22 protein-coding genes are annotated in these 26419 nt (G+C 74.8%); 11 read left to right on the top strand and 11 right to left on the bottom strand.

The features are described from left to right. Positions 1-40 precede the first annotated feature (40 nt). The 7 genes from ACIOFR_RS30515 (at position 41) to ACIOFR_RS30545 (ending at position 7608) form a co-directional block, all read left to right on the top strand. On the top strand, positions 41-1336 hold the full coding sequence (locus tag ACIOFR_RS30515) for a sensor histidine kinase (RefSeq protein ID WP_401002460.1): 1296 nt from the start codon (positions 41-43) through the stop codon (positions 1334-1336). Then, positions 1333-2004 carry a response regulator gene (locus ACIOFR_RS30520; RefSeq protein WP_401002461.1) on the top strand — a complete coding sequence of 224 codons (672 nt, stop codon included), beginning with the start codon at positions 1333-1335 and terminating at the stop codon, positions 2002-2004. The genes ACIOFR_RS30515 and ACIOFR_RS30520 overlap by 4 nt, the downstream gene beginning before the upstream one ends. A 45-nt stretch (positions 2005-2049) precedes the next feature. Continuing rightward, positions 2050-2607 carry a MepB family protein gene (locus ACIOFR_RS30525; protein ID WP_401002462.1) on the top strand — a complete coding sequence of 186 codons (558 nt, stop codon included), beginning with the start codon at positions 2050-2052 and terminating at the stop codon, positions 2605-2607. Positions 2608-2751: 144 nt separating this feature from the next. Continuing rightward, on the top strand, positions 2752-3003 hold the full coding sequence (locus ACIOFR_RS30530; protein WP_401002463.1) for an SHOCT domain-containing protein: 252 nt from the start codon (positions 2752-2754) through the stop codon (positions 3001-3003). Next, positions 3000-3755 carry an ABC transporter ATP-binding protein gene (locus ACIOFR_RS30535; RefSeq protein ID WP_401002464.1) on the top strand — a complete coding sequence of 252 codons (756 nt, stop codon included), beginning with the start codon at positions 3000-3002 and terminating at the stop codon, positions 3753-3755. Before ACIOFR_RS30530 ends, ACIOFR_RS30535 begins: the two co-directional genes overlap by 4 nt. Beyond that, positions 3752-6349 (top strand): FtsX-like permease family protein, encoded by a 2598-nt coding sequence (locus ACIOFR_RS30540; protein WP_401002465.1) that lies wholly within the window; start codon positions 3752-3754, stop codon positions 6347-6349. Before ACIOFR_RS30535 ends, ACIOFR_RS30540 begins: the two co-directional genes overlap by 4 nt. Before the next feature lie 152 nt (positions 6350-6501). Next, a complete protein-coding gene (locus ACIOFR_RS30545; protein WP_401002466.1) occupies positions 6502-7608 on the top strand; it encodes a PLP-dependent cysteine synthase family protein in 1107 nt (368 codons plus the stop codon). Between the two features lie 27 nt (positions 7609-7635). Here ACIOFR_RS30545 and ACIOFR_RS30550 read toward each other — a convergent pair whose 3' ends face one another. The 11 genes from ACIOFR_RS30550 to ACIOFR_RS30600 all read right to left on the bottom strand — a co-directional run bounded on the left by ACIOFR_RS30550 (position 7636) and on the right by ACIOFR_RS30600 (position 22114). Beyond that, the gene (locus ACIOFR_RS30550; protein WP_401002467.1) at positions 7636-8478 is read right to left on the bottom strand and encodes a DeoR/GlpR family DNA-binding transcription regulator; all 843 of its coding nucleotides are present in this window, start codon (positions 8476-8478) and stop codon (positions 7636-7638) included. A gap of 71 nt (positions 8479-8549) precedes the next feature. Next, positions 8550-10961 carry a right-handed parallel beta-helix repeat-containing protein gene (locus ACIOFR_RS30555; RefSeq protein WP_401002468.1) on the bottom strand — a complete coding sequence of 804 codons (2412 nt, stop codon included), beginning with the start codon at positions 10959-10961 and terminating at the stop codon, positions 8550-8552. Positions 10962-11084: 123 nt separating this feature from the next. Then, entirely contained in the window at positions 11085-11996 is a 912-nt protein-coding gene (locus ACIOFR_RS30560) for an MOSC domain-containing protein (protein ID WP_401002469.1), read from the bottom strand. Between the two features lie 201 nt (positions 11997-12197). Further along, positions 12198-12851, bottom strand: a complete 654-nt coding sequence (locus ACIOFR_RS30565; RefSeq protein WP_401002470.1) for a DUF6643 family protein — start codon at positions 12849-12851, stop codon at positions 12198-12200. Between the two features lie 288 nt (positions 12852-13139). Continuing rightward, positions 13140-13583, bottom strand: a complete 444-nt coding sequence (mscL, locus tag ACIOFR_RS30570) for a large conductance mechanosensitive channel protein MscL (RefSeq protein WP_401002502.1) — start codon at positions 13581-13583, stop codon at positions 13140-13142. A 208-nt stretch (positions 13584-13791) separates the two neighbouring features. Next, complete coding sequence (locus ACIOFR_RS30575; RefSeq protein ID WP_401002471.1) at positions 13792-14991, bottom strand: DegT/DnrJ/EryC1/StrS family aminotransferase; 1200 nt, start codon at positions 14989-14991, stop codon at positions 13792-13794. Next, entirely contained in the window at positions 14988-16520 is a 1533-nt protein-coding gene (locus ACIOFR_RS30580; RefSeq protein WP_401002472.1) for a hypothetical protein, read from the bottom strand. The genes ACIOFR_RS30575 and ACIOFR_RS30580 overlap by 4 nt, the downstream gene beginning before the upstream one ends. Further along, a complete protein-coding gene (locus tag ACIOFR_RS30585; RefSeq protein WP_401002473.1) occupies positions 16520-17581 on the bottom strand; it encodes a GNAT family N-acetyltransferase in 1062 nt (353 codons plus the stop codon). The genes ACIOFR_RS30580 and ACIOFR_RS30585 overlap by 1 nt, the downstream gene beginning before the upstream one ends. Before the next feature lie 34 nt (positions 17582-17615). Next, entirely contained in the window at positions 17616-18719 is a 1104-nt protein-coding gene (locus ACIOFR_RS30590; protein WP_401002474.1) for a glycosyltransferase, read from the bottom strand. After that, on the bottom strand, positions 18716-20470 hold the full coding sequence (locus tag ACIOFR_RS30595; RefSeq protein WP_401002475.1) for an AAA family ATPase: 1755 nt from the start codon (positions 20468-20470) through the stop codon (positions 18716-18718). Before ACIOFR_RS30595 ends, ACIOFR_RS30590 begins: the two co-directional genes overlap by 4 nt. Before the next feature lie 492 nt (positions 20471-20962). Beyond that, positions 20963-22114, bottom strand: coding sequence for a glycosyltransferase family 4 protein (locus ACIOFR_RS30600; protein ID WP_401002476.1), 1152 nt, complete (start codon positions 22112-22114; stop codon positions 20963-20965). 244 nt (positions 22115-22358) lie between these two features. On the opposite strand from ACIOFR_RS30600, the gene ACIOFR_RS30605 reads away from it, so the two are divergent. The 4 genes from ACIOFR_RS30605 (at position 22359) to ACIOFR_RS30620 (ending at position 26418) form a co-directional block, all read left to right on the top strand. Next, a complete protein-coding gene (locus ACIOFR_RS30605) occupies positions 22359-23447 on the top strand; it encodes a glycosyltransferase (protein ID WP_401002477.1) in 1089 nt (362 codons plus the stop codon). 114 nt (positions 23448-23561) lie between these two features. After that, positions 23562-24209, top strand: a complete 648-nt coding sequence (locus tag ACIOFR_RS30610; RefSeq protein WP_401002478.1) for a thiol:disulfide interchange protein DsbA/DsbL — start codon at positions 23562-23564, stop codon at positions 24207-24209. A 279-nt stretch (positions 24210-24488) separates the two neighbouring features. Then, a complete protein-coding gene (locus ACIOFR_RS30615; RefSeq protein WP_401002479.1) occupies positions 24489-25235 on the top strand; it encodes an ABC transporter permease in 747 nt (248 codons plus the stop codon). After that, the gene (locus ACIOFR_RS30620) at positions 25225-26418 is read left to right on the top strand and encodes an ABC transporter ATP-binding protein (RefSeq protein ID WP_401002480.1); all 1194 of its coding nucleotides are present in this window, start codon (positions 25225-25227) and stop codon (positions 26416-26418) included. The genes ACIOFR_RS30615 and ACIOFR_RS30620 overlap by 11 nt, the downstream gene beginning before the upstream one ends. Position 26419: the final 1 nt, after the last annotated feature.

The following is a 26419-nucleotide window of genomic DNA, read 5'->3' on the forward strand; positions in this document are numbered from 1 at the left end:
CCGACGACCGGCCGGCGCCGCGGCGGCTAGCCTTCCGGGCATGACCGATCCGCAGCCGCCCTGGCAGCCTCCGTGGGTCCGCGCCGCCAAGGCGGGCTGGCCGGTCGCGCTCGCGGCGCTGGTGGCCGCCGTCCAGGTGGCCGGATCGGTCGCCGCCGGCCGCCACCAACCCGACCGCGACCCGCTGGACGCCCTCGGCTACGCGCTGCTGCTGCTCGGGCCCGCGTTGCTGGTGCTGCGCAGGCGGTGGCCCGCAGCGGTCACCGTCGGGACGTCGGTGGTGACCTTCGGCTACGTCGTCGCGGGCTACCCCTACGGGCCGGTCTTCCTCAGCATGCTGGTGGCCTTCGGTTCGGCCGTCCAGCTGGGCCGGCGCCGGGTGGTGTGGGCGTGTGCGGCCGCCGTCTACACCGCCCACCTGCTGCTCGGGTACGTCGTGCCGCAGACCTGGCTGGGCGCCGCGCCCGGCGCGCCCCGGGGCTGGCAGGAGCTGGGCGTCGCCGCCTGGCTGCTGCTGGTGCTGGCCGGCGCCGAACTGCTGCGCTTCCGCCGGGAGCGGATCGCGGCCGTGCGCGAGGCGGCGGCGCAGGCCGAGCGGCGCCGGGTGGACGAGGAGCGGCTGAGGATGGCCCGCGAGCTGCACGACATCCTGGCGCACAGCATCTCGCTGATCCACCTCCAGGCCGGGGTCGCCCTGGAGCTGATCGACAGCCGGCCCGAGCAGGCCCGCAGTGCGCTGGTCACCATCAAGGCCGCCAGCAAGGAGGCGCTCGGCGAGGTCCGGCAGGTGCTCGGCGCGCTGCGCGGCCCGGCGGGCGCGGCGCCGCGCAGCCCGGCCCCCGACCTGGGGCGGCTGGACGAGCTGGCCGACCAGGCCCGGCACGCCGGGCTCGCCGTGACCGTCCGCACCATCGGCCGGCCCCGCCGGGCCGCGGCCGGCCTCGAACTGGCCGCCTTCCGGATCGTGCAGGAAGCGCTCACCAACGTCCTGCGGCACTCCGCGGCCCGGACCGCCGAGGTCCTGGTGGAGTGGCGGGACACCGCCCTGCGGGTGCGGATCGAGGACCCGGGACCGGCCGGCGCCGCGGGGGAGGCGGACGGTTCCGGTACCGGGCTGATCGGCATGCGCGAGCGGGCGACGGCCCTCGGCGGCACCCTGGCGGCCGGGCCCAGCGGCGCGGGCTTCCGGGTCGAGGCCCGGCTGCCGGTCGAGACCCCCGCCGAAGCCGAAGCCGAAGCCGAAACTGAAGCCGAAACCGCCGATCCCGCCCGGAGCCGGAGCCGGAGCCGGAGCCGGAGCCGGAACCGGAGCCGGAGCGGGAGGGACGCCGAGTGATCCGGGTCCTGCTGGCCGACGACCAGCTGCTCGTCCGGGCCGGTTTCCGTGCCCTGCTGGAGGCCCAGCCCGACCTCGTCGTGGTCGGCGAGGCCGACGACGGCGAGCAGGCCGTCCGGCTCACCGCCGAACTGCGCCCCGACGTCGTGCTGATGGACATCCGGATGCCCCGCCTCGACGGCCTGGAGGCCACCCGGCGGATCGGCCTGGACCCGGAGCTGGCCGCCGTCCGGGTCGTGGTGCTGACCACCTTCGAGCTCGACGAGTACGTCTTCGAGGCGCTGCGCTCGGGCGCCGCCGGGTTCCTCGTCAAGGACACCGAACCGGCCGACCTGCTGCGGGCGGTGCGGGTCGCCGCCGCCGGTGACGCCCTGCTGTCGCCCGGCGTCACCCGCCGCCTGATCGGCGAGTTCGCGGCCCGCTCCAAGCGGCCCGCCGAGCCGGCCGGCGCGGCCCTGACGGCCCTGACCGACCGGGAGCGCGAGGTGCTCGCCCTGGTCGGCCTCGGCCTGTCGAACGACGACATCGCCCGCCGTCTGGTGGTCAGCCCGCTCACCGCCAAGACCCACGTCAGCCGGGCGATGGTGAAGCTCGGCGCGCGCGACCGGGCACAGCTGGTGGTGATCGCGTACGAGTCGGGGCTGGTCCGCCCGGGCTGGCTCGGCTGACCCGCCGCCGCGGGGCCCGCGCCGGCCGGTGGCAGGATGGGCCCGATGACGACGAACCACCCGGATCCCGGGTTCTGGTCCGCCGCCGGTCCGCTCCACGGCGACCTGCGCGCGGCCGTGGAGCAGGTGTACGAGCCGTGCGGCTTCCGGTGCTCGCCCCCGGTGGCCGAACCGGAGAGCGCCGACTACGGCGCGCACGCGTTCACCCTCGACGGGCGCGCCGTCCGGTTCCGCACCGGCCGGACCACCCCGACCAAGCCCGGGCAGTTCGTCACCGTGTGGCAGCGGTCCCCGGACGGCCCGATCCGGCCGTTCGAGGCCGGTGACGGGATCGACCTGGTGGTGGTCAGCACCCGGGACGGCGGGCGGTTCGGACAGTTCGTGCTCCCCTGGGAGGTGCTCCGCGAGCGGGGCGTCGTCGCGGGCCCGGGCACGGACGGCAAGCGCGGTTTCCGGGTCTACCCGCCGTGGGCGGTGACCGCCAACCGTCAGGCCCGCGGCTCCCAGGCCTGGCAGCTGGAGCACTTCCTGCCGATCGGCACGGACGGCACCGGCGCCGGGCCGACCGACCTCGCCCGGGCCCGCACGCTGTACCGGGGGTGACGCCACGCAGGGGCCGACGCTACGCCGGGAGGAGTAGCGCGGGTGCCGCTGCCCGTACGACGCGCCGGAGGCGGTCCGCGCGGGAGGCTCGATCTGCCCGGGAGAACCGGGAACAGAGCCTGCCGACAAGGGAGATGGACCGCCATGGACACCCTGCTCGCCACCGCGGACGGACACTGGCCCGGGCCGTGGATCCTGCTGGTCCCGCTGTTCTGGCTGGCGGTGGTCGCGATCGTGGTGACGGTCGCCCGCCGGGCCGGACGGCTGCGCGGCTGCGGCGGTGACGGGCCGCTGGCCGTCCTCGGCCGCCGCTACGCCAACGGCGAGATCGACGCCGACGAGTACCGCGCCCGCCGGGCCGTGCTGGCCGGGAAGCCCCGCGGCGGTGCCGAGTGAGCACCGTCCTCGGACTGCGGGCCGCCGCCCGGGTGGAGGCGGCCGTCAAGGAGTACGGCTCGGGCGACACCCGGGTCCGGGCGCTGGACGGGGTCACGGTGGAGTTCCCGGCGGCCCGGTTCACCGCGATCATGGGGCCCTCGGGCTCCGGCAAGTCGACCCTGATGCACTGCGCCGCCGGCCTCGACACCCTGACCGGCGGCCGGGCCCACCTCGGCGACACCGACCTGGGCGCCCTCGACGACCAGCGCCTCACCCGGCTGCGCCGGGAGCGGATCGGCTTCGTCTTCCAGGCCTTCAACCTGCTGCCCACCCTGACGGTGCGGGAGAACATCACCCTCCCGCTCGACCTGGCCGGCCGGGCCCCCGACGAGGAGTGGCTGACCACCCTGATCGAGGTGGTCGGCCTGGGCGGCCGACTGCACCACCGGCCGAGCGAGCTGTCCGGCGGCCAGCAGCAGCGGGTCGCCGTCGCCCGGGCCCTGGCCGGACGGCCGGAGGTGGTCTTCGCCGACGAGCCCACCGGCAACCTGGACTCCCGCACCGGCGCCGAGGTGCTCGGCCTGCTGCGCCGGGCGGTGGACACCATGGGCCGTTCCGTGGTCATGGTCACCCACGACCCCACCGCGGCCGGCTGGGCCGACCGGGTGCTGTTCCTCGCCGACGGCCGCCTGGTCGACACCATGGACGCGCCCACCGCCGACCGCGTCCTGGACCGGATGAAGGACCTCGACCGGGGCGAGGGCCGGTGACCGCCGTGCCGCGCCCCCGGGCCGTCCCGAACGCCACCCTGCGCATCGCCCGGCGTTCGCTGCGCGCCCACCGCCGCCGGCTGGCCGGGACCTTCCTGGCCGTCCTGCTCGGGGTCGCCTTCCTGTCCGGCACGATGGTCCTCGGCGACACCCTGCGGGCCAACTTCGACACGCTGTTCGCGGACGCCGAGCGGGGCACCGACGCGGTGGTCCGCAGCGCGGACGTCCTGGACGCGGAGAACACCCCCGGCGGGGTCCGCGCCCCCGTCGACGCCGCCCTCGCCGACCGGCTGCGCACCGTCGCGGGCGTGTCGGCCGCCGAACCCTCCGTCCAGGGCGGCGGACAGCTGGTCGGCAAGGACGGCCGGCCGGTCGGTGGCCAGGGGCCGCCCACGCTGGCGGGCAACTGGATCGCCGACGCCGGGCTGAACCCGTACCGGCTGGCCGAGGGCCGGGCCCCCGCCGCCCCGGGCGAGGCGGTGCTCAACCGGGGCGCGGCCCGGGCCGGCGGCCTGCGGATCGGGGACACGACCGTGCTGCGCACCCCCGACCCGGTCCGGATCACCGTGGTGGGGATCGCCACCTTCGGCGCCGGGGCGGACGGCATGGGCCCGAGCACCTTCACGGCACTGACCCTGGCGGACGCCCAGCGCCACCTGACCCCGAAGGGCGAGGGCCAGGCGAGCTCGATCCGGGTGCGGGCCGCCGGCGGCCTGTCGCAGCGTCAGCTGGTGGACCGGCTGCGGCCGGTGCTGCCGCCCGGGGTCGAGGCGGTGACCGGCGCGGACGCCACGGCGGAGAGCACCGCGCAGGTGTCCGGACGGTTCCTGACCATGTTCACCACCCTGCTGCTGGTCTTCGCCGGCATCGCGCTGCTGGTGGCGACCTTCACCATCCACAACACCTTCGCCATCGTGGTGGCCCAGCGGACCCGGGAGAACGCGCTGTTGCGGGCGCTCGGCGCGAGCCGCCGCCAGGTGCTGGGCGCGACCCTCGGCGAGGCGCTGGCGGTCGGAGTGCTGGCCTCGGCGGCCGGGCTGCTCGGCGGGATCGGGATCGCGGCCGGGCTGAAGGCGCTGTTCGCCGCGGTCGGCTTCTCGCTGCCGACCGGCGGCATGGTGATCGGTGCGGCCGCCGTCGCGCTGCCGCTGCTGGTGGGCACCGCCGTCGCGGTCGGCTCGGCGCTGCTGCCGGCCGTCCGGGCCGGGCGGACGGCGCCCCTGGCGGCGCTGCGCGACACCGCCGTGGACGACGCGGCGACCGGCCGGAGGGCCGGGCTGCGGGCCGCGTTCGGCGCCGTCCTGGCGGCCGGCGGCGCGGGACTGACCGTCGCCGGCGCGGTGGACGGACCCTCCGTGCCGCTGACCGCCGCCGGCGCGGTGGCCGTCCTGACGGGCATGGTGGTGCTGGGCCCGGTCGCGGCGGTGCTCGCCGTCCGAGCCCTCGGGGCGCCGCTGGCCCGGCTGCGCGGGGTGACCGGCGTGCTGGCCCGGCGCAACGCGGCCCGCAACCCGCGGCGGACCGCCGCCGCCGCCACCGCGCTGATGGTCGGGGTCGCGGTGGTGGGGATGTTCACGGTCTTCGGCGCCTCGATCCGCGCCACGATGGACGACACCGTGGCCCGCTCCTTCGCGGGCGACCTGGCGGTCACCGCCCCCGCCTTCGGGGCCGGCGGCAGCGGGGTCAGCCCCGCGCTCGCCGACGCGCTGGACGGGCTGCCCGAGGTCCGCCGGGCCGTCGCGCTGGGGCGCGGCGTGGCCCGGATCGACGGCCACGGCCGGACCCTGGACATCGCCGACCCGGCGCGCCTGGAGTCGGTGGTGGCACTCGGCCGGGTCGACGGCTCGCTCGGCGCGCTGGGCACCGACGGCCTCGCGGTCTCCCGCGGCGAGGCGGCCGGGCACGGCTGGCAGGTCGGCACCACGGTCACCGTCGCCTTCGCCGACGGGTCCGGCCCCTTCACCGTCCGGGCGCTGTTCGACGGCGGAGGGGTGGCCGGCGACTACCTGATGACCCCCCAGGCCTGGGCCCCGCACCGGGGGCAGGACAGCGCCGGTCTGATCGCCGTCGCGCTGCGCCCCGGGGTCGCCCTCGCCGACGGCCGGGCGGCGGTGGAGCGCACGGCCGCCTCGTACGGCAGCCCGAAGGTGCAGACCCGGGACGAGTACGCGGCCGGTGCCGCGGGCGGCGTCGACATGATGCTCTCGGTGGTCTACGCGCTGCTGGCGCTCGCGGTGCTGATCGCGCTGCTCGGCATCGCCAACACGCTGAGTCTGGCGGTGCACGAGCGGACCAGGGAGCTGGGGCTGCTCCGGGCGGTCGGGCAGACCAGGGGGGCGCTGCGGGCCATGGTGCGCTGGGAGTCGGTGCTGGTCGCGGCCTTCGGCACGGTCGGCGGGCTGGGGCTGGGGACCTTCCTGGGCTGGGCGCTGGTGCGGGCCTCGGACGAGGCCGGGACGGGCTCCTTCGCCGTCCCCGTCGGGCGGTTGGTCGTGGTCCTGGTCGCGGGGCTGGTCGCGGGCGCGGTGGCCGGGCTGCGGCCGGCGGCCCGGGCGGCGCGGTCGGACGTCCTGGCGGCGATCGCGGCCGACTAGCCGCCGGCGACCGGAGGTGTCGGGGCCCGCGCCGCCGGTCGGCGCGGGCCCGATAAGCGGAAGCTGGATCCCCCGTTAATGTTACTTATCGTAATTAACCGTTACACTAGGTAGGAGTGACACGCGGGACGGCAGAGGCGAGGGAGAGCGCGATGGTTGTGCAGACCACGGATGTGGACCGTTCGGACGGCGACTACCGGGCATGGCTCAAGGAGGCGGTGCGCAAGGTCCAGGCCGACGCCAACCGCTCGGCCGACACCCACCTGCTGCGCTTCCCGCTCCCCGAGGAGTGGGGGATCGACCTCTACCTGAAGGACGAGTCCACCCACCCCACCGGCAGCCTCAAGCACCGGCTGGCCCGCTCGCTCTTCCTCTACGGGCTCTGCAACGGCTGGATCAGACCGGGCAAGCCGGTCATCGAGGCCTCCAGCGGCTCCACCGCCGTCTCCGAGGCCTACTTCGCCAAGCTGATCGGCGTGCCGTTCATCGCGGTGATGGCCCGCAGCACCAGCCGCGCCAAGATCGAGCTGATCGAGTTCCACGGCGGCCGCTGCCACCTGGTGGACAGCGCCGCCGAGGTGTACGCCGTCTCGGCCCGTCTGGCGGAGGAGACCGGCGGCCACTACATGGACCAGTTCACCTACGCCGAGCGCGCCACCGACTGGCGGGGCAACAACAACATCGCCGAGTCGATCTTCGCCCAGCTCCGGCTGGAACCGCACCCCGAACCGACCTGGATCGTCGCCACGGCCGGCACCGGCGGCACCTCCGCCACCATCGCCCGCTACGTGCACTACCTCCAGCACGACACCCGGATCTGCGTCGCCGACCCGGAGAACTCCTGTTTCTTCGACGGCTGGGTCAAGCACGACCCCGACTCCACCTGCGCCACCGGCTCCCGGATCGAGGGCATCGGCCGGCCCCGGATGGAGCCCAGCTTCGTCCCCGGAGCGGTCGACCGGATGATGAAGGTGCCGGACGCCGCCTCGATCGCCGCCATGCGGCTGCTGGAGCGCGCCATCGACAAGAAGGCCGGCGCCTCCACCGGCACCGGGCTGTGGAGCGCGCTGCGGCTGGTCGCCGAGATGCGGGCGGCCGGACGACGCGGCAGCGTGGTCACGCTGATCTGCGACCCCGGTGACCGCTACCTCGACAAGTACTACTCCGACGCCTGGCTGGCCGAGCAGGGCATCGAGATCGCGCCCTACCTGGAGCTGATGGAGCGCTTCCTCGCCGGTGAGACGGCCGAACTCGCCTGAGCCCGGGTACGGCCCCCGCCGGCCGGCCTACTGCTCCGCGTCGTCCCCGCCCGCGTCCTCGGCCGGCTCCACCCCGGCCAGGATCAGCTCCCGGACCTGCTCCCCGGCCGCCTCCGCCGCCTCCGCCGGCAGACCGGAGTCGGTCACCCAGGTGTCCACCTCGGTCAGCTCCGCGAAGCTCGACAGACCGATCGTGCCCCACTTGGTGTGGTCCGCCACCAGCACCGTCCGGCGGGCCGAGGCGATGAAGGTGCGGTTGGTCTCGGCCTCCGCCAGGTTCGGCGTGGACAGGCCGGCGGTGGCCGACAGGCCGTGCGTCCCGAGGAACAGCACGTCGAAGTGGAGCGAGCGGATCGCCCGGTCCGCCACCGGACCCACCAGGGCGTCCGACGGCGTCCGCACACCGCCGGTCAGCACCACCGTCGCCGCCTGCCGGCTCTGCTGGCGCTGCGCCCGGTCGAAGACGTCCGCGACCCGGACCGAGTTGGTGACCACCGTCAACTGCTCGATCTCGGTGAGGTGGTGGGCCAGGGCGTAGGTGGTGGTGCCACCGGAGAGCGCGATCGCGCTGCCCGGCTGGACCAGCCGCGCCGCGGCCAGCGCGATCTCCTCCTTGGCGCTCAGCTCCAGCGAGGACTTGGCCTCGAAACCGGGCTCGTGGGTGCGGGCGGCCTCGGTCGGCACCGCGCCGCCGTGCACCTTCTCGATCACGCCGGCCCGGGCCAGGGCGTCCAGGTCCCGGCGGATCGTCATGTCCGAGACGTTGAGCTGCCGGGTCAGCTCGTTGACCCGGACACCGCCACGCCGCCGGACCTCGTCCAGGATCATCGCCCGGCGCTGCTCCGCGAGCAGGTTGCTGCTGTCGGCCACGTGGTCACCCCTCCGCTTCGTTCCCGCTCATCCTGCCACGCCCGGCCGACGCGCCGGCCGCCGGTGACCCGTCAGCGTGGCAGGTCGGCGGGGACCAGCAGCTGGAGCTCCTCGGTGGAGGGGTCGGCCAGTTGGGCCACCCGCATCGCGTGGCGCTCCACCATGGTCTCGAACACCTGCCGTGCGGTCCGGCCGTTGCCGAAACCCGGCCCGCGGTCGATTCCGGCGAAGTGGTCCAGCAGGGCGTCCTCGGTGGCCTCGTCCATGGCGTACTCGTGCTCGGCGCACTGGGCGCGGGCGATCTCCAGCAGCTCGCCGGCCGAGTAGTCGGGGAAGGTCACGGTGCGTGAGAAGCGCGAGGAGAGGCCGGGGTTGGCGGCCAGGAAGCGCTCCATCTCGACGGTGTAGCCGGCCACGATCACCACCACGTCGTCGCGGTGGTCCTCCATCAGCTTCACCAGGGTGTCGATCGCCTCCCGCCCGAAGTCCCGGCCGCCGTCCTCCGGCGCCAGCGCGTACGCCTCGTCGATGAACAGCACCCCGCCCCGGGCCTGCTCGAAGGCGGCCTGGGTGCGGATCGCGGTGGAACCGATGTGCTCGCCGACCAGGTCCACCCGGGCCACCTCGACCAGGTGGCCACGGCGCAGCACCCCGAGCGAGGCCAGGACCTCGCCGTACAGCCGGGCCACGGTGGTCTTCCCGGTGCCGGGGGCGCCGGTGAAGACCAGGTGGCGCCGGGGCGAGGGGGCCTTGAGGCCGGCCCGTTCGCGGCGGCGGCCGACCGCGATCAGGTCGACCAGGGTCCGCACCTCCTGCTTCACGGTGGCCAGGCCCACCAGTGCGTCCAGCTCGGCCAGTGCCTCGTCGGCGGGCCGGCAGTCGGGGATCGGCGCGATCGCCCCGGCCGGGGCGACGAGCGGGGCCGGGCCGGCGGTGGCCCGGACGAGGGCGGCGGCGGGGGCGAGGAGCGCGCCGGTGGCCGTCCGGGGGGCGGGGAGGTCGGCCGGTGCCGGGGCCACGTCGTCCGACACGCAGGCCTCGGCGACCGGTCCGGGCTCGGAGAACTCGAAGCCGGCCCGGGCGTTGTGCTCGGCCCGGCAGCGGGTGAGCGTGGTCCGGCAGCCGTCGATGACGTGGAAGCCGAAGCCCTTGCCGTGCGAGGCCCGGCACTCCTCGAAGGTGCCGAGGCCCTGGGCCGAGACGTACACCGCGGCGTCGCTGCTGGCGCGGACGGCGCAGCCGCGCACCACCGGGTCGGCGCCCTTGGTGACGATGATCCCGGTGGCGACCTCGGCGATCTCGCAGTCCGTCAGCCGGCCGCCGCTGTTGTGGTCGCGGAACCACAGGCCGGTGCCGGCCTGCTGGATCCGGCAGGCCGTCAGGTCCACGGTGGCGCCGCCGCTCACCGAGACCGCCGAGTTGCGGATCCGGCTGAAGGAGCAGTCCTCGGCGCGGGCGGTGGAGCCGCGGTCCAGGACGAAGAGGGCGTCCGGCAGGTCGCGCAGGGTGCAGTCGGACAGCTCGACCCGGGCGCCGTCGCTGACCCAGAGCGCCGGGTAGTCGCCGGTGGCGGAGTGGATCTCGCTGGCGGTGGCCACGGCGTGGGTGCCGGCGTCCCAGACCGACAGGGCGCCGCGGCCGAACGAGTGCACGGTGCTGTGGTGCAGGCTCAGCCGGGAGCGGCCGCGCAGGTCGGCGGCGTTCTCCGGCAGGTCGTGCAGCCGGCAGCCGGTGAGCGCCAGTTCGGCCTCGGTGTCCAGTGTGAGGCCGTTGCCGGTGACCCGGTGGATCTCGCAGTCGGCCAGCCGGCCGGCCGCGCGGGACTCCGCCTGCACCCCGCTGCCGCGCACCTCGTAGATCTCGCAGCCGGTCAGCTCGGCGGTGGAGCCCTGGTCCGCGAGCAGCAGCCCGGCGCCACCGGCGTGGTGGATCCGGGAGCGCTCCAGCCGCGCGGTGGAGCCGCCCAGCACGGCCAGCCCGGCCTGGCCGGCCTGGGCCACCTCGCAGTCCTCCAGCAGCGCCCGGGCCTCGCCGCGCAGCCGGACGCCCAGTCCGGACGGGTTGGCGACGGTGCAGCCGCGCAGGGTCGCCCCGGCGCCGTCCGCGACCTCGACGCCGACCGCGGAGCGGGCCTCGACCCGGCAGTTGGTGAGCTCGGCCGCGCCGTCCTCGCCGGTCACCAGGACGGCCGGGGCGGTGCTGTCGTCGGCCTCCACCACCAGGCCGCGGACGGCCGCCGCGGCCGTCACGGTCAGCGGCACCCCGGCCGCGGGCAGCAGCCGGACCGTACCGGGACCGTCGGCGGCGACCAGGGTGACGGCCTTGTCGAGCAGCAGGTTCTCGCGGAAGGTGCCGGGCCGCAGGGTGAGCGTGTCACCGTGTTCGGCCGCGGCCAGGGCTTCGCCCAGCGTCTCGTACTCCCCGGCGCGGCGGCGCCAGCGGGAGCCGCTGTCCTGTGTGACCCGGACCCTGTGCTCAGCCATGACGGTCTGTCGTCCCCACCTTCGTCGAGGCTTGCGTGCCGCCCCACCGTAGCGTGCTCCGTCCGTCCCTCCCGGCCGCTCGCCCGGTTCAACGAGTGACTGGGTGAGCGGTTCCGGAAGGCTCTACCCTTGGTCGGCCGCGGCGGGCTCCGCGGCCGGGTCGGGGCGCGGACCCCGGTCCAGCACGGTGACCTCGTCGCCGAGCCGGAGGGTGCCGAGCAGATCGCCGTCGACGCCCTCGGGGCGCTCCGGGACCAGGTTGACGCCGAAGATCAGCTTCTGGCCGATCCGGTGGTGCCGACCGAGCGCCCGCAGCGGCTCGGGGCCGCGCCGGACACCGCTCTCCTGGTCGGTGGTGGTGACCACGCAGCGGGCGCAGAGCTTGGCCACCCGGAAGGTGAGGCCGCCGATCCGGATCCGCCGCCACTCCTCCTCGGCCCAGGCCGAGGTCCCGTCGACCACCAGATTGGGGCGGAAACGCTCCATCGGCAGCGCCGCGCCCTTGACCGGGTCGTCCGGGTGGTCCGCCGCGATCCGGTCGTTCAGCTCGGCCAGCGATCCGGTGGTGGTGAGCAGGAACGGGAAGCCGTCGGCCATGCTCACGGTCTCGCCGGGCCGGCCGTACCCGGCCTTGATCGGGCGGCTGCGGTCCGGGCGGTCGAGGTGCACCAGGCGGACGTCGCCGAGCCGTTCGGCGAACCAGAGCCGGGCCTCCTTGGCCGCCTCGGCGGCGCCGAAGACGGTCCCGAAGATCTCCACGTCGGTGTCCTGGTCGCCGCGTTCGACGGACGGTGCGGCGATCTCCGTGCGGGCGCCGTCGGGAGCGGTCACCAGGAGGCCGCCGTCGTCCGTCGGGTCGGCCCGGTAGCGGGCCAGTTCGGGCAGGTCCCGCTGGGTGACGGCGCGGCCGCGCTCGTCCACCAGCATCCAGCGCCGGTCGCCCGCCAGGCCCCACGGTTGGACCCGGGCGCTCTGCGGGCTCAGCCGGTAGGTGGACTTGACGGGGTACACGTGGAGTCCGGTCAGCTGCGGCATGGAGCCATCCTGCCAGGCGGCCCACGGCTGCGGCACGGGTGGCCGCCGATCCGTCCGGCCCGCGGCGGGCGGCTGCCGGTGGGTGTGCAAGGGCCGCCCGCGCTCCGCTCTCTCGTGCGGTGTGCGGGCGGCCCCCGGGGGTCGACCCTGCGCCCTGCTCCCTGCTCCGGCGCCCCTCGTTCGCCGAAGTCGGGACCGGGCTCAGCCGGCCTGGGGGTACTGGGGGTACTGCGGCGGTCCGTACTGCGACACCGGGCGCACCGGGGCGACCGGCGCGGCGGGCCGCAACTGGTTGCCGCCGAAGCTCTGGTCGCCGAAGCTCTGCTGCTGCGGGGCCTGGGCGAAGGTGTTCTGGCCGCCGAAGCTCTGGCCGTTGTAGCTCTGCCCGGTGAAGCCCTGCGGGGCCTGGGCGAAGGTGTTCTGGCCGCCGAAGCTCTGCCCGCCGAAGCCGCCGGCCGGCTGGCCGACCTGGCTCTGGTAGGCCGGCGGTGCCTGCTGGAAGCTGGGCGCCGAGGCGTAGCCGGTCATCGGGGCCTGCGGCGCCGGGTACATCGCCGGGCTGGGCTGGGCCGGGATGTAGCCGGTCATCGGGGCACTGCTCGGGCCGGGGCCGAGAGCGAGCCGGGCGGGCGGCAGCGCGGGCAGGTTGCTGACCGGGCTGTCGAAGGAGGGGGCGTAGCTGCTCTGGTAGGAGGAGCCGTAGCCGCCGGTGGCCGGGGGCAGCGCCGCCGGCACGTTGATGGGCGCGATCTGCGGGACACCGCGTTCCGCGACAAGGCTGTCGTAGATGGGCGTGCCGGAGCCGAAGGACGGAGAGGGGTAGCCGACTCCGTCGTAGGAGCGGGGCGAGGTCATGGGGCATACCGTAAGCCCACAATGTGCCTGCTGAGGAGAGCGGGAGGCAGGGGAGTTCAACTGTTTACACAGTCTTCGCTCTCTTAAATCGGTCAAACGTGGGCAGATCCGACATCTCGCCGACCAGATCAGGCCACCCGGGGTTCCTGACGAGTAGTCGAACGCGAATCGAACCGGCCATGGCGTGCGTCCGTCCGTCGGAGGCCGCCGCCGGCGGCGGCCCCGCGCGGGCCCCGCGGCCGCCCGGCCGCCGGGCACAACCGGCGGCCGGACGGGAAGGCCGCCTGGTCAGCGGCTCTGTGCGGGCTGGGCGGGGAGCCCGCTCCGGTCGCCGAGTTCGCTGGTGCAGAATGGGCAGCGGCGGGCGGCGGCCGGGACCAGGCTCAGGCACTCGGGGCAGTCGGTCTTGGCCACCGGCGTGTCCTTGACCGGTTCGAACCGGCTCTGCAGCTTCCCGACCGGGACCACCACGGCGAAGTAGATCACCGCGCTGATCAGGACGAAGCTGATCAGCGCGTTCAGGAACGCGCCGTACGGGAAGGTGGTGTCGCCGATCTCGAAGGCCTGCTTGGAGTAGTCGCCGACCGCGCCGGTGGCGACCCCGATCAGCGGGGTGAGGAAGGCGGTCACGAACCCGGTGACGACGGCGGTGAAGGCCGCGCCGATGACGATGCCGACCGCGAGGTCGACCACGTTTCCGCGCAGCAGGAAGCTGCGGAAGCCCTTGAACACCGGGTGCTCCATCTCCGTACGGGGGCGGGCCCGGGCGGGCCCGTCGGGGGACCGGGCCGAGGGGCGGCCCGGCGCGACATCCTCCCGGGCCAACGGGCCTGCGGTCCAACCGAGTTCACCTGATTCGGCTAAGCCTCGGGCCGGTGTTCACACACCGAACGGCTGTGCCGCCGCGGGCCAAGGGCGCCGGGCGGCACAGCCGTCCGGCTCAGGCCGCGGCCGCGCGCACGCGCTCCGCGTACGGCTGGACCCGCACAACGGCCGCGGCGATCCGGCGGACGGTCTCCGCGTCCATCTGCGTCCACAGCGGCACGGTGAGCACCGAGTCGGCCAGCCGGTCGGTCACCGGCAGGTCCTCGGCCTGGCCCAGGTGGGCGTACGACTGCTGGCGCTGCACCGGCGGGTGGAAGTAGCGCCGGGTGTCGATGCCCTCGGCCTTCAGCGCCGCGGCCAGCTCGGTCGAGGTCAGCCCGAAGGCCTCGGCGTCCAGGATCAGCGTGAGGTCCTTGAACGTCGACACGTCCCCCTCCTCCGGCAGGGCGAGCCGCAGTCCCGGCAGCCCGGCGGTGACGGCCGCGAACTCCGCCACCAGCGCGCCCCGGTGGGCGACCCGCTCGGGCAGCCCGGCCAGCCAGGTCAGGCCGACGGCGGCGTGCAGCTCGCTCATCCGGGCGTTCAGGCCCGGGAAGAGCGTGTTGTAGTCGCCGGGGTTGCCGTAGTCCCGGCCGGTGCGCAGGGTCTGCGCGAGCGCGGCGTCGTGGGTGGCGACCAGGCCGCCCTCACCGGCGACGGCCACCTTGGTCGGGCTCATCGAGAAGACCTCGGCCAGGCCGAAGTTGCCGATCGGCACCCCCCGGCGGCGGCTGCCGAAACCGTGCGCCGAGTCGTACACCAGCGGGACCCGGGCCGCGTCCGCGACCTTCTGCAGCGCCTCGACCTGGCACGGCGTGCCGTACACGTGGGTGGCCATCAGCGCCGCCGGCCGGTCCGCGGCGTTCAGCCGGGCCTCGGCGTCGGCCACGTCCAGGGTGATGTCCTGCTCGCGGGCCTCGGCGAAGACCGGGGTGCCGCCCGCCCAGTGCGCGGCGTGCGCGGTGGCCGAGAAGGTGAACCCGGGCATCACCACCGGACGGCCACCGCCGACGCCGGCCGCCTGGAGCACCAGCATTAGCCCGGCGGTGCAGTTGGAGACGGCCACCACGTGCGGCACGTCGAGCAGTTCGGCCGCCCGCTGCTCCAGTTCGCGCACGGTCGGGCCGTTGGTGAGCTGGCCGCTGTCCAGGACGGTGCCCAGGCGGCTCAGCAGGGCCTCGCGGTCCGGTACCTGCACGCGGGTGAGCGGCAGTCCGTCCGGGAAGGCCGGGGCGCCGCCGAGGGCGGCGGGCAGTGCGAGGTCGGTGGTGGTCATTCGGTTCGATCCCCCCTGGGTCGAGGTGGTGAGTCCGGGCCGCCGACGCGAGCCGGATGTTCGTGCGGAGCGGCCGGGGCCGCCCGTTCGCCCCACTGCCCGGGCTGCACCCGCCACAGTGGCGGCCGGGACCGTCGGACGGTGGTGGAGCGCGGGCCCTCCGGTCTGGGCACGGCCAGCAGCACCAGGAACAGCGGCAGCACCTGGACGCGCTCGCGCGACAGGATGCCCATGTTGTTGATGGTCGAGAAGGCCCAGCAGAACAGCAGCGTGTAGACCACCGAGTAGGCGATGTAGGAGCGTTGCAGGAACAGTCGGGGCAGCTGGCGCAGGTGCGGCCAGCTGCGGATGAACATGATCAGCAGGGCGAAGCACTCGATCGACTGGATCAGGTTCTGGATGTTGGAGGCCTCGAACGGGAACGGCCGGAACAGCACGCTGACCACCGCCATCGGCAGCCCGGCCGGATTGAGGCTGAACTGCGGCGCCGCGTCCTCGGGCGGCGCAGCGTTGATCATGGAGGAGCCCTGCGAGGTCCGCCGCGAGGTCTCCGACAGCACGTGGTTGAGGCTGTCGCCGTTGGCGCCCTCGGTGCCGAAGAACGTGGAGACCTGTTGCAGCATCAGCATCACGCCGGCGCCCATCACCACCACCGACAGGATGGTGCGCAGCGGCCCGAGCGCGCTGACCTGCTGCGGCCGCTTGCGCAGCACGTACGCCACCGACAGCCCCGCGCCGGCCAGCACCGTCACGTGCGGACGGACCATCGCGGTGCCCAGCGAGCCGACCGCGATGCAGAAGAACGCGCCGAAACGGCGGTCCAGCAACCGGGCCACACCGTAGGTGGTCAGGCCCAGGCAGAGCATCATCCAGGCGTCCTTGCCGATGCTGGACGGCCAGAACAGCAGCGAGGGAAGGAAGAAGACCAGCTTCGCGTAGCGCCGGGAGTCGGCCTCCGGGAAGGCGATCTGCACCGCCCGCCAGAACAGCAGCAGGCCCCAGAAGCCCATCCAGGAGAACACCAGGAACCCGCCGATCAGGGTCGGCCCGGTGATCGCGTAGACCACACCCGTGACGATGATGACGAAGCCGGTGCCGGCCACCTTCATGCCCAGGTCGTAGTGGACGCCCTGGCCCAGCAGGTCGGTGTTGTCCAGGTACAGGGCGAGCGCGCTGCCCTTCTGGTGGTACATCTTCGCGTCGGCCGCCCCGCCGTAGAGCACGAAGGCCATCAGGTAGCGCGGGAAGGCGCAGAACAGCTTCAGGCCCATCGCCAGCATCAGCAGCTTGAAGATGCCGCGCTCGGGGTTGGCGGCCGCCACCCGGGCCAGGATCGGCGTGCCGATCGCCATCAGCGCCGGGGCCACCAGCAGGGCGCCCCAGGTGTCGTAGCTGGTGTGCACCATCGCCACCACGAACAGCGTGACGTACCCGATCACCAGGGACACCGCGACCACGGTGGGCCAGTGCACCTCCCGGGCCAGGGCACGCAGGTCCGGCCGCCCCTCGGCGGCTCCCGGACGGTCCATCAGAAGACCTCCAGGTCGCCCAGGCTGAACCGCCAGTCGGCCAGGGCGCGTTCGGTGGGCAGCGGGCCGAGCGGGCCGCGCGCCGCGAGCGTCATGCCCGTCCGGGGCGCGGTCAGGTAACCGCCGCGCAGGGCCGCGGCCGCGGCCTCGGTGCCCGGGGCGAAGTGGGTCGCGGCGTGGTCGCAGCCGGCCGCGGCGGCGGCCCGCAGCAGCCGGGCCGCACTGCCCCGGTCGCCCGGGCGGACGATCACGTCGGCGAGGGTGAACTCGGTCAGCGGGCCGCGGCGGCGGGGCCGGCCGAACGCGACCCCGGCCAGCTCGCCGCCGCGTTCGCAGGTCAGCACCCGGTAGTCCAGCCCCGGAGCGTCGCCGTAACGCCAGCGCAGGAAACGCTCGGTGCGCAGGACGGCGTGCCGCGGGTCGGCGGCGTCCGCCTGGGCGCGTTCGGCGAGCAGCTCCGGCAGTCCGGCGTGCGGCTTCTCGAACCACGCCGCGGCGGTCGGCAGTTGGCAGCGGATCGGCCGGCGCGCCGTGGTCGTCCGGCGGCCGAGCGCGGCCCGGGCCCCCAGGGCGAACGCGCCCGGGCGGGCGATCCGCAGCGCGATCGGCACCCGGCCGACCACCTGCCAGCCCATCCTCAGGTAGCCGGGCAGGCTGTTGCCGTTCGGTGTGTTGAAGACCAGCTCGGTGTCTTCGGCGACCTCCTCCAGCAGGCCCGTGGTGAGCCGGCGGAAGATGCCCCGGCCCTGGAAGTCGGGGTGGGTGGCGGTGTCGACCGGGCGGACCGCGCGCACGGCGCGGCCGCCGGCCTGCCACTCCCAGCGCAGGAACAGCCGGACGCCGGCCAGCCGGCCGTCCGGGGTCTCGGCGAGCAGCCCGGGACTGCTGCCGAACGGGTTGCGCCGGTGCTTCCAGTCGAAGAAGTCGGCGCTGCGGGTGCCGGTCGGGCCGCCGGCCAGGGAGGCCGTCAGCAGGTCCAGCACGGCCGGGGTGTCGGCCTCGGTGAGCGGACGGACGGTCAGCCCGGCAGCGGCTGACGGCTCGTCGGACGGGGTGGTCACGGGGGTGGTCGATCCCTTCCGGTGGGCCGGGCGCTCAGCGCTCCAGCACCTGCGCGTACACCTGCTCGATGGCCTGCTGGGCCCCGGCCACGTCGAAGGACTTCGAGCGGTCCAGGGCGGCCGCGCCGAGCCGGCGGCGCAACCCCTCGTCGGCCACCAGCCGGCCCAGCGCCCCGGCCAGTGCGGCCGGATCGCCCGGCGGCACCAGGAAGCCCTGCTCGCCGTCGTCCAGCACCTCCGGCATCCCGCCCACCCGGGTGACCACCGACGGCAGCCCGCTGGTCATCGCCTCCATCAGGGCGACCGGCAGGCCCTCCTGGCGGGAGCTCAGGGTGAACACGTCCAGGCCCGCCAGCAGCGCCGGCACGTCGGACCGGGACCCGGCGAACACCACGCCCTCGCCCGCCCGCGCCTTCAACTGGGCCTCCAGCGGCCCGGCGCCGATCAGCACCAGGGCCGCCGCGGGCTGCTCGGCCCGGAGCCGCGCGAAGGCGTCCAGCAGGGTCGCCTGGTCCTTCTTGGGGGTCAGGTTGCCCACCGTGCCGATCACCACCGCGTCGGCCGGCAGTCCGAGCGCGGCGCGGGCCGCGGCCCGGGCGGCCGGGCCGGTGGGCGCACCCGCGAGGTCCGGGCCGTGGTGCACCACCGTCACCCAGTCCGGCTCCGGCCGGCGCCGGGCGATGGTCGCGCCGACCGCGTGCGACACCGCGATCACCGCGTCGTTGCGCCGGTAGGTCAGGGCGTTGGCCCAGCGGGTGGCCGTCCGGTACCGCTCCCAGACGTTGTGCTCGGTGTGCACCAGCCGCGGCCCGCGGCGGCCGGCCGACAGCAGCCGGGCCGCCACCGCCGGGACGGGCATGTGCGAGTGGACCAGCCCGTACCGGCGCTCGGCCAGCAGCCGCCGCAGCCGCAGCGGCCAGAGCGCGCCGGGCGGACCGCCCAGGCAGTGGGTGCGCACCCCGGCCTGCTCCAGGGCCGGCACCAGGGCGTCCTTCCACGGCAGCACGTAGGCGACCTCGACCTCGTACCGGGAGGTGTCCGCGTGCCGTGCGCAGTTCACCAGCAACTGCTCGGCGCCGCCCCGGCCCAGGCCCTTGGCCAGCCAGAGCACCCGGGTCCGGCCCGGCGACGTGCTCACAGGTCCTCGTTGAGGCGCAGCTGCATGGTGGTCTCGACCGGGGCCTCGGACGCCCGGCGCCGGGCCCAGCTCGGCCCGGTCGGCGGGTCCGGGTCCTCGGCGGCTCTCGGTGCGGGCGCGGGCTGGGCGCCCGTCCCCGCGGCCGGGGCGGCCGGGGCGGCCGGACGGGCCGGTGCCGTGGCGACCGCCCGCACCGCCTCCCGGGCCCGGCGGCCGGACGGGCCGTCGGTGCCCAGCAGCGCCACCCCGGCCACCGGCACGCCGGTGCGCGAGAGCAACTCGCTGACCCGGTCGGCCTGCTCGGGCTTCACGTTCCCGGCCATCACGGTGACCAGCACCGCGTCGGCGTGCTGCACCAGGTCGTAGGCGTCGTTGGCGTGCAGCAGCGGGGAGCTGTCGATCAGCACCACGTCGGCGTGCCGGCGGGCCCGCCGCAGCACCTCGCCCGCCCGCAGCACCAGCGCCGCCGGGTACGCGTTGGTGTTGCCGCCGGTGATCAGCCGCACGCCCTCCACGTTGGTGCGCCGGATCAGGTCGTCCAGCTTCGGCAGCTGTTCGCCGCTGAGCAGTTCGGCCATGCCCGGGCCGTCGCTGATGCCGAAGTGCACGTGCGCCTGCGGGCTGCGGAAGTCGCAGTCCAGCACCAGCACCTCGCGGCCGGTCTCGGCCAGCGCGGCGGCCAGGTTGGCGACGGTGGTGGTGCGGCCGTCGCCGCTGCGCCCGGACATCACCAGGATCACCGGCGACGGCTCCGCCAGCCGGCGCGAGACGCGCTCCGCCTGCGAGATGCCGCCCTCGCCGAACTGGGCCGACAGCGAGGCCGGGCCGGTCAGCAGCAGCGTGGAGCGCAACGAGCGGTACGCCTCCGCGCCCGGGTCGGACGGCCGGGCCACCACCAGCGGCTCACGGGTGCGGCGCAGCCGCCGCGACAGCAGCGGGACCTCGCCTATCACCGGGAGGTTGAACGCCTCCTCGGTGCTGTTGCGGCCGCGCAGCCGGGTGTCCATCCGGCTCAGCATCAGCGCGGCCACGACGCCGAGCGCCAGACCGAGCACCACGGCCAGGGTGAGCCGCAGACCCCGGCTGGGGGAGCTGAGCAGGCTGCCGCCGGCCTCCTTGGCGTCGATCGAGCCCCACTGCTGGATGGCGTCGGTCTGCGAGGTGGAGCGCAGCGTGGCGATCCGGTCCAGGGTCTTGGCGATCTGGCTGTTGGCGGAGTCGATCTGCACCTTGAGCCGGGCCTGGTCGGCGCTGTTCGCCTTCGGGTAGGCCCGGTTGAGCTCGTCGACCTGGCCCTGCTGCTCCTTGAGCTGGTCCTGCGCCCGCTTGATCTGCTCGTCGGCGCTCTTGAGGGTCTCCGACGCGTACCCGTTGATGGTGGCGTCGGCCAGCGCGGAGGCCAGGTCCATGCAGGACTGCTGGGTCGGGCCGGTGGTGGTGAAGGTGAGCATCTGGGCGCTGGCCGCGGTGACCGTCCGGCGGCTGCTCACCGACGCCGCGGGGACGTTCAGCTTCTTGGCGGCGGCGTTGGCGACGTCCGAGCCCTGGGCGTAGGACAGCACCTGGTCGGCCTTGACCACGTCGCCGGCCCCGGCGACCGGCGTTATGGCCGCCTTGCACTGCCATTTGGCGGTGTCCACCGCATCGCTCGCCGGGGTGAGCAGGAAGCCCACCAGCAGGGCGGCCGCGGTGCAGCCGGCCAGCAGTCGCCAGTAGCGTCGCAGGACGGTGAAGTGGTTAGCCGGTTCCACCGGTCGGATCCCCTCGCGTTCGTGGTGCAGGCGCCTGGCGTGGCGGTCGGCCCGCACCCGCCAGGCATCGGCGGCGCGCACTGGTGCGGGCCTGCCCGGCGGGCCGGGCGCGGTTGGACAGGGTCAGCCCGTGGGGCCTAACGCCAAGGCGCTGTGGATGGTTCGTGACACCGGCCGGCCCCGCTGCTCGCGGCCCGGCCGTCCCGGGAACGGCGTCGGCCGCGCGGATCCGTCCGGTGACGGATCGCGCGGCAGGTGTTCCGGAATCGGCTGTGGTGTCATCAGCCCCCCTGACGGCATCGCACTTCCGGGCGTGGTCGGCCCGGAGCGTGCCCGGCATCGTCCCCCCGACGATCCACAGGCCCCCCAGTGTCGATGCTTGTCGTCCCGGACCTGCGGCGCAAGCACTTTCACCAATCTCACGCAGGCCGTTACGTCGCGCTTGGACCGGGGCTGGCGGTTACCGCCGCTTTGTCCCGCATTGACGGAGCATCAGAGCGACCGCCGGTGCAGCGACCGCTCGTAGAACTCGACCATCCGGCCGGAGACGTGGTGCAGGGTGAAACAGGTCAGGAACCGGGCCCGGGCGGCCTTCACCCGCACCGCCGCCGCGGCCGCGTCGTCCAGGGTGTCGATCAGCGCCGCGGCCAGCTCCGCCGGGCGCTCCGGAGGCACCAGCGCGGCGTAGTCCTCCGAGCCGACCGTCTCGCGCAGCGCCGCCACGTCCGAACAGACCAGCGGCACGCCGACCCCCATCGCCTCCATCGCCGCGCTGCCCAGCCCCTCCCAGCGGGACGGCACGGCGAACGCGTCGGCGGCCGCCATCAGGTCGAAGACGTCCCCGCGGGCGCCGAGGAAGCGCACCTGCCCCGCTCCCGCGGCCTCGGCGAGCCGTCTGAGCCGCGGGGTCTCGGACCCCTCGCTGCCGGCCAGCAGCAGCACCGCCTCGGGCGTGTGCCGGCGCACCGCCGGCCACGCCTCCAGCAGGACGTCCAGGCCCTTCTGGTACTGCTGGCGAGCGGCCGCCAGCACCACCGGCACGTCGTCCGGCAGCTCCAGCGCCGCTCGGACGGCGGCCCGCCGCTCCGCCGTCACCGCGCCGAGCAGCTCCGGGTCCCGCCCGCGCGGCACGACGTCGATGCGGTCCCGGGAGACCCGCAGCCGGGCGGCCATCGCCCCGGCCACGTGCTCGGTCAGGGCGTGGAAGCGCCGGGTGCCCTGGGCGGTCACCGCGTCCACCGCCTGCGCGGCCCGCACCTTCCACGGGTTCAGCCCGCGGGCGTGCAGGTGCTCGGGCCCGTACGACGAGTTCACCAGGCTGGACACCACCGGGGTGCCGGCCGACAGCGCGGCCGCCCGGCCCAGCACGTCCGACTCGTAGAGCGTGGTGTGCACCAGCTCGGGACGGCGTTCGCGGACCAGGGCGCGCAGGCCGGCCAACCGCCCGGCCCGGCCCGGCCGGTGCACGCCGAAGACGGTGGCCCCGGCGGAGGTCAGCTCCGGCTGGAAACCGCCCGGGGACTCCTTCAGGTACGCCACGTCGAGCCGGACGCCGGCGCGGACCAGCTGCGGCGCCATCGCCACCAGACCCTGCTCGGCACCGCCGACCCGGCTGACGCTGTCGATCACATAGAGCACATGCACAGCCGCAACCCCCCGGGGGAACCCCTGGGCGCCGCCGACCTCCCTGTCGACCGCGCCCTGACTCCGGCTCAGCATTCCAGGCCGGAAGGGGTGTCCGCCAGGGATTCGCCGAGGTCGCGATCCGGACGGGCGGCGCCGGAGCCCCCGGGCACCGGCGCGCGCCCCTCGTGCGACGGCCGGCGCCGCCCGCCCGCTTCGGCGGAACGGGCTGCGCGCCGACACGCCGCTGTGCCAGGGTCGAGCCATGTCAGCCCCCGTGCCGGCGCCGCCGCGCGTCCTCCACCTGATCACCGACCCGAGGCGGCGAGGGGCCCAGAACCTCGCCCGCGACCTGCACGCCGAACTGCTCCGGCGCGGCCGCCCGTCCACCCTGTGCGCCCTCCAGCCGCACCAGGACGCCCCCGCCGACCCCGGTACCCCGGTGCTCGGCCCGTCCCGGCACCACCCCGCCACCCTGCGGGCCCTGCGCGCCGCCGCGGCCCGCGCCGACGTGGTGGTCGCGCACGGCTCCAGCACCCTTCAGGCGTGCGCGGTCGGCCTGCTCGGCACCCGCACCCCGTTCGTCTACGTCAACATCGGCGACCCCCGGCACTGGACGGCGAGCCTGTCCCGGCGGCTGCGGGTCGGCCTCTTCCTGCACCGGGCGGCCGCCGTCTCGGCCATCTCCGACGGTGCCCGCGACGTCCTGCTGGAACGCTTCCGGCTGCCGGCGGCCAAGGTCCGCACCATCCCCAACGGCCGCCCAGCCGAACGGTTCGCACCCGCCGCGGACGACGCCGAGCGCCGCCGGGCCCGGGCCCTGCTGGGCCTGCCCGCGCACGGCCTGCTGGTCGCCTGGATCGGGGCCCTCGCCCCGGAGAAGCGCCCCGACGTCGCCCTGGACGCGCTCGCCCTGCTGCCCGACGTGCACCTCGCGCTGGCCGGCGAGGGCCCGCTGCGGGCCGCCGCCGAGGCCGGCGACACCACCGGCCGGGCCCACTTCCTCGGCCACCTCGACGACCCCGCGCCGCTGTACCGCGCCGCCGACGCGCTGCTCCTCAGCAGTGACAGCGAGGGCGTGCCCGGAGTCCTCATCGAGGCGGCGCTGGCCGGGCTGCCGGCCGTCGCCACCGACGTCGGCTGGGTGCGGGACGTGGTGCGCGACGGCGTCACCGGCGCCCTCGTCCCGCCCGGTGACCCCGGGGCGCTCGCCGAGGCCCTCGGCAAGGTGCTGGCCGGCGACCGCGCGGGCCTGGCCGCGGCCGCCCGCCGGCACGCCCTGGACCGCTTCGACCTGGCCGGCGTCGCCGACTCCTGGCAGGACCTGCTGGACCGGGCGGCCCGCCGCCGGTAGCGCCCGCCCGCCGCCCGGCGCCCGGGGTCAACTGCCGGGCTCTGCTGGGCCGATCGGGCGAACCGGTCGCGTCCGGCTCGATCCGGCCGCCGCCGACCTGGCAGGCTGCCGGACGTGAACTCGCTGCTGCGCTCCGCCGTGCTGCTGACCGTGACCACCGGCCTGCTGGGGGCGCCCGCCGCCGCCGCGCTGCCCGACGCCCCGCACGAGGGGGCGCACACCACCCGTCCCGGCCTGCCGCAACCGCTGCGGGCCTCGGACACCCACGAGGCGGTGGAGTTCTTCTGGTACGACTGCACCCACTCGGTCAAGCTGGAGGAACCGCTTTCCCGCTGGGCGTCCCGGCACCGGGGCGAGGTGACGCTGCGCAGGGTCCCGGCGATCTGGGTCGGCAGCCCGGACGAGCGGGTGCAGACCGCGCACGCCCGGCTGTACTACACGCTGGAGCGCCTCGGCGCGGTGGACCGGTTGCAGGAGCGGGTGTTCCGGGCGGTGCACACCGAGGACGCGGACCTGACCACCGAGGATCGGGCGACCGCCTGGGCCGTCCGGCAGGGGCTGGACGCCGCCGCCTTCCGCCGCGCCTACCGTTCGTCCGAGGTGGACCGGGCGGTGGCCGCCGCACCGGAACTGTTCGCCCGGTACAGGGTGAACGAACTACCCACGGTGATCGTGGACGGCCGGTACCGGACCACGCCGAGCACCGCCGGCGGGGTGGACGCGATGCCCGCCGAGCTGGACCGACTGATCGAACAGGCGTGACCTCCTGACCAGGATCATCTTCACCGAACCAACCACCGCCGTGCACACTCTGTGCCATTGTGGACATCGGGGCCGCGCCGTCCGTTTTGCGCGGCCCGTTCACATCGGCACCGGAGAGGGCGGGAGTCCGTGGGGGGACAGAGCGCGCAGGTCACAGACGAGCGCGATACCCAGACCGAGGCGAGAGCGGGTGTTGCGGCCGGTCCGCCTCCGGATCTGGTGTTCAAACGACGGCTCCGGCCCCTTCAGGTGGCTCAGGAGCTATGGGGCGCAAGGGAGTTGGTCCGTGCCCTCGCGGAGCGGGACCTCCGCGCCCGGTACAAGCAGGCGGTCCTCGGATTCGCCTGGGCGGTGCTCACCCCGCTGGCGCTCTGTGCGATCTTCACCCTGGTCTTCCATCAGGCCGTGAGGATCGAGACCGGTGACGTCTCCTATCCGCTCTTCGCCTATGTCGGCCTGATCGTCTGGCAGTTCTTCAGCAACACGATGAACCAGGGCGCCGTCAGCCTGGCCAACAACCTCAGCCTGCTGAACAAGGTGTACTGCCCGCGCGAGGTCTTCCCGCTGGCGACGATGCTGGTGGCCAGCGTCGACATGCTGATCGGCATCGGCGTGCTGGGCCTGCTCTTCCTGGCGACCTGGACGGCACCGGCCGCCACCTTCCTGTGGGTGCTGCCGCTGGTGTTGATCCAACTCGCGTTCACCTACGGGGTGGCGCTGGTGCTCTCGGTGGCCGTGGTCTACCTGCGCGACGTCCGGCACCTGTTGCCGATCATCACCCAGATGGGAGTCTTCGCGACCCCGGTCGCCTACCCGCTGAGCCGCATCCCGCTGAAGCTGCAGGAGATCTACTGCGGCATCAACCCGCTCGGCGCGGTGATCGAGGGGTACCGCCGCGCCCTGCTCTACGGCCAGGCCCCGGACCTGCGGCTCACGCTGATCGCCGCCGCGAGCGCCGTGGTCTACCTGGTCGGCGGCTACCTGGTGTTCAAGAAGCTGGAGACGGGGATCGCCGATGTCGCGTGAGTGGGAGCTGGGCACCATCCGCACCGAGCAGGTGTGGAAGCGCTTCAAGGCCGACCAGCAGCGGATGCTGCTGCGCGACCGGGTCGAGCAGATGGCCCGCAAGCTGCGCGGCGGCCGCGGCGAGGAGTGGCGCTGGGCGCTGCGCGACATCAACCTGCACATCGAGCCGGGCGAGTCGGTCGGCCTGATCGGGTCCAACGGCTCGGGCAAGTCGACCCTCCTGAAGATGCTGACCCGGGTCATGTACCCGTACGCCGGCGTGATCGACGTCCGCGGCCGGATCGGCGCGCTGATCGAGATCCGGGCCGGCATCCACCCGGACCTCACCGGCCGGGAGAACATCTACCTGTTCGGCGCGCTGCTCGGCCTCAAGCGCCGCGAGGTGGCGGGCCGCTTCGACGACATCGTGGAGTTCGCGCGGCTCGGCGGCGCCATCGACCGGCAGGTGAAGTTCTACTCCTCCGGCATGCAGATGCGGCTCGGCTTCGCGGTCGCCGCCTACCTGGAGCCGCACGTGCTCCTGGTCGACGAGGTGCTCGCGGTCGGCGACGCGGTCTTCCAGCAGCGCTGCCTGGACCGGATGCGGGAGGTCGCCGAGCAGGGCACCACCATCGTTTTCGTCTCGCACGACCTGCCGGCCGTCCAGTCGATCTGCCGCCGCGGCATCTGGCTGGAGCAGGGCACCGTCCGGGTCGACGCCGGGATCAAGGACGCGCTGGCCGGGTACCGGGACTCCATCGAGGCCCAGTCCGAGGCCACCACCCGCACCGACGAGCCGATCCAGCTGCTCAAGCACGAGATCCGCGGCGACGGTCGGGAGAACCTCACCACCGACGAGCCGATGACGGTCGAACTCACCCTGGCCGGCGACTACCGCGGCGACGCCACCCTGCACCTGGGCGTCAGCGAGGGCACCTCCAGCCCGATCTTCCAGATCAGCCACGAGGTCCGGCTGACCGGCGACGACCGCCAGATCGCCTGCGTGATACCGCGGCTGCCGGTGCCGCGCGGCCGGTACACCCTGTGGGCCGGTGTCTACAGCATCGGCAAGACCGACGGCGGCACCCTGATGAGCTGGCACTCGGTGGGCCAGTTCGACGTGTTCGGCCCGATGCTCGACACCCCGCCGCGCGCCGTGGTGCTGGCGGCACCGGTGTTCGTCCCGCACCAGTGGGAGGAATGAG

This window comes from Kitasatospora sp. NPDC088346 (genome assembly GCF_044740765.1).
Classification (GTDB): Bacteria; Actinomycetota; Actinomycetes; order Streptomycetales; family Streptomycetaceae; genus Kitasatospora.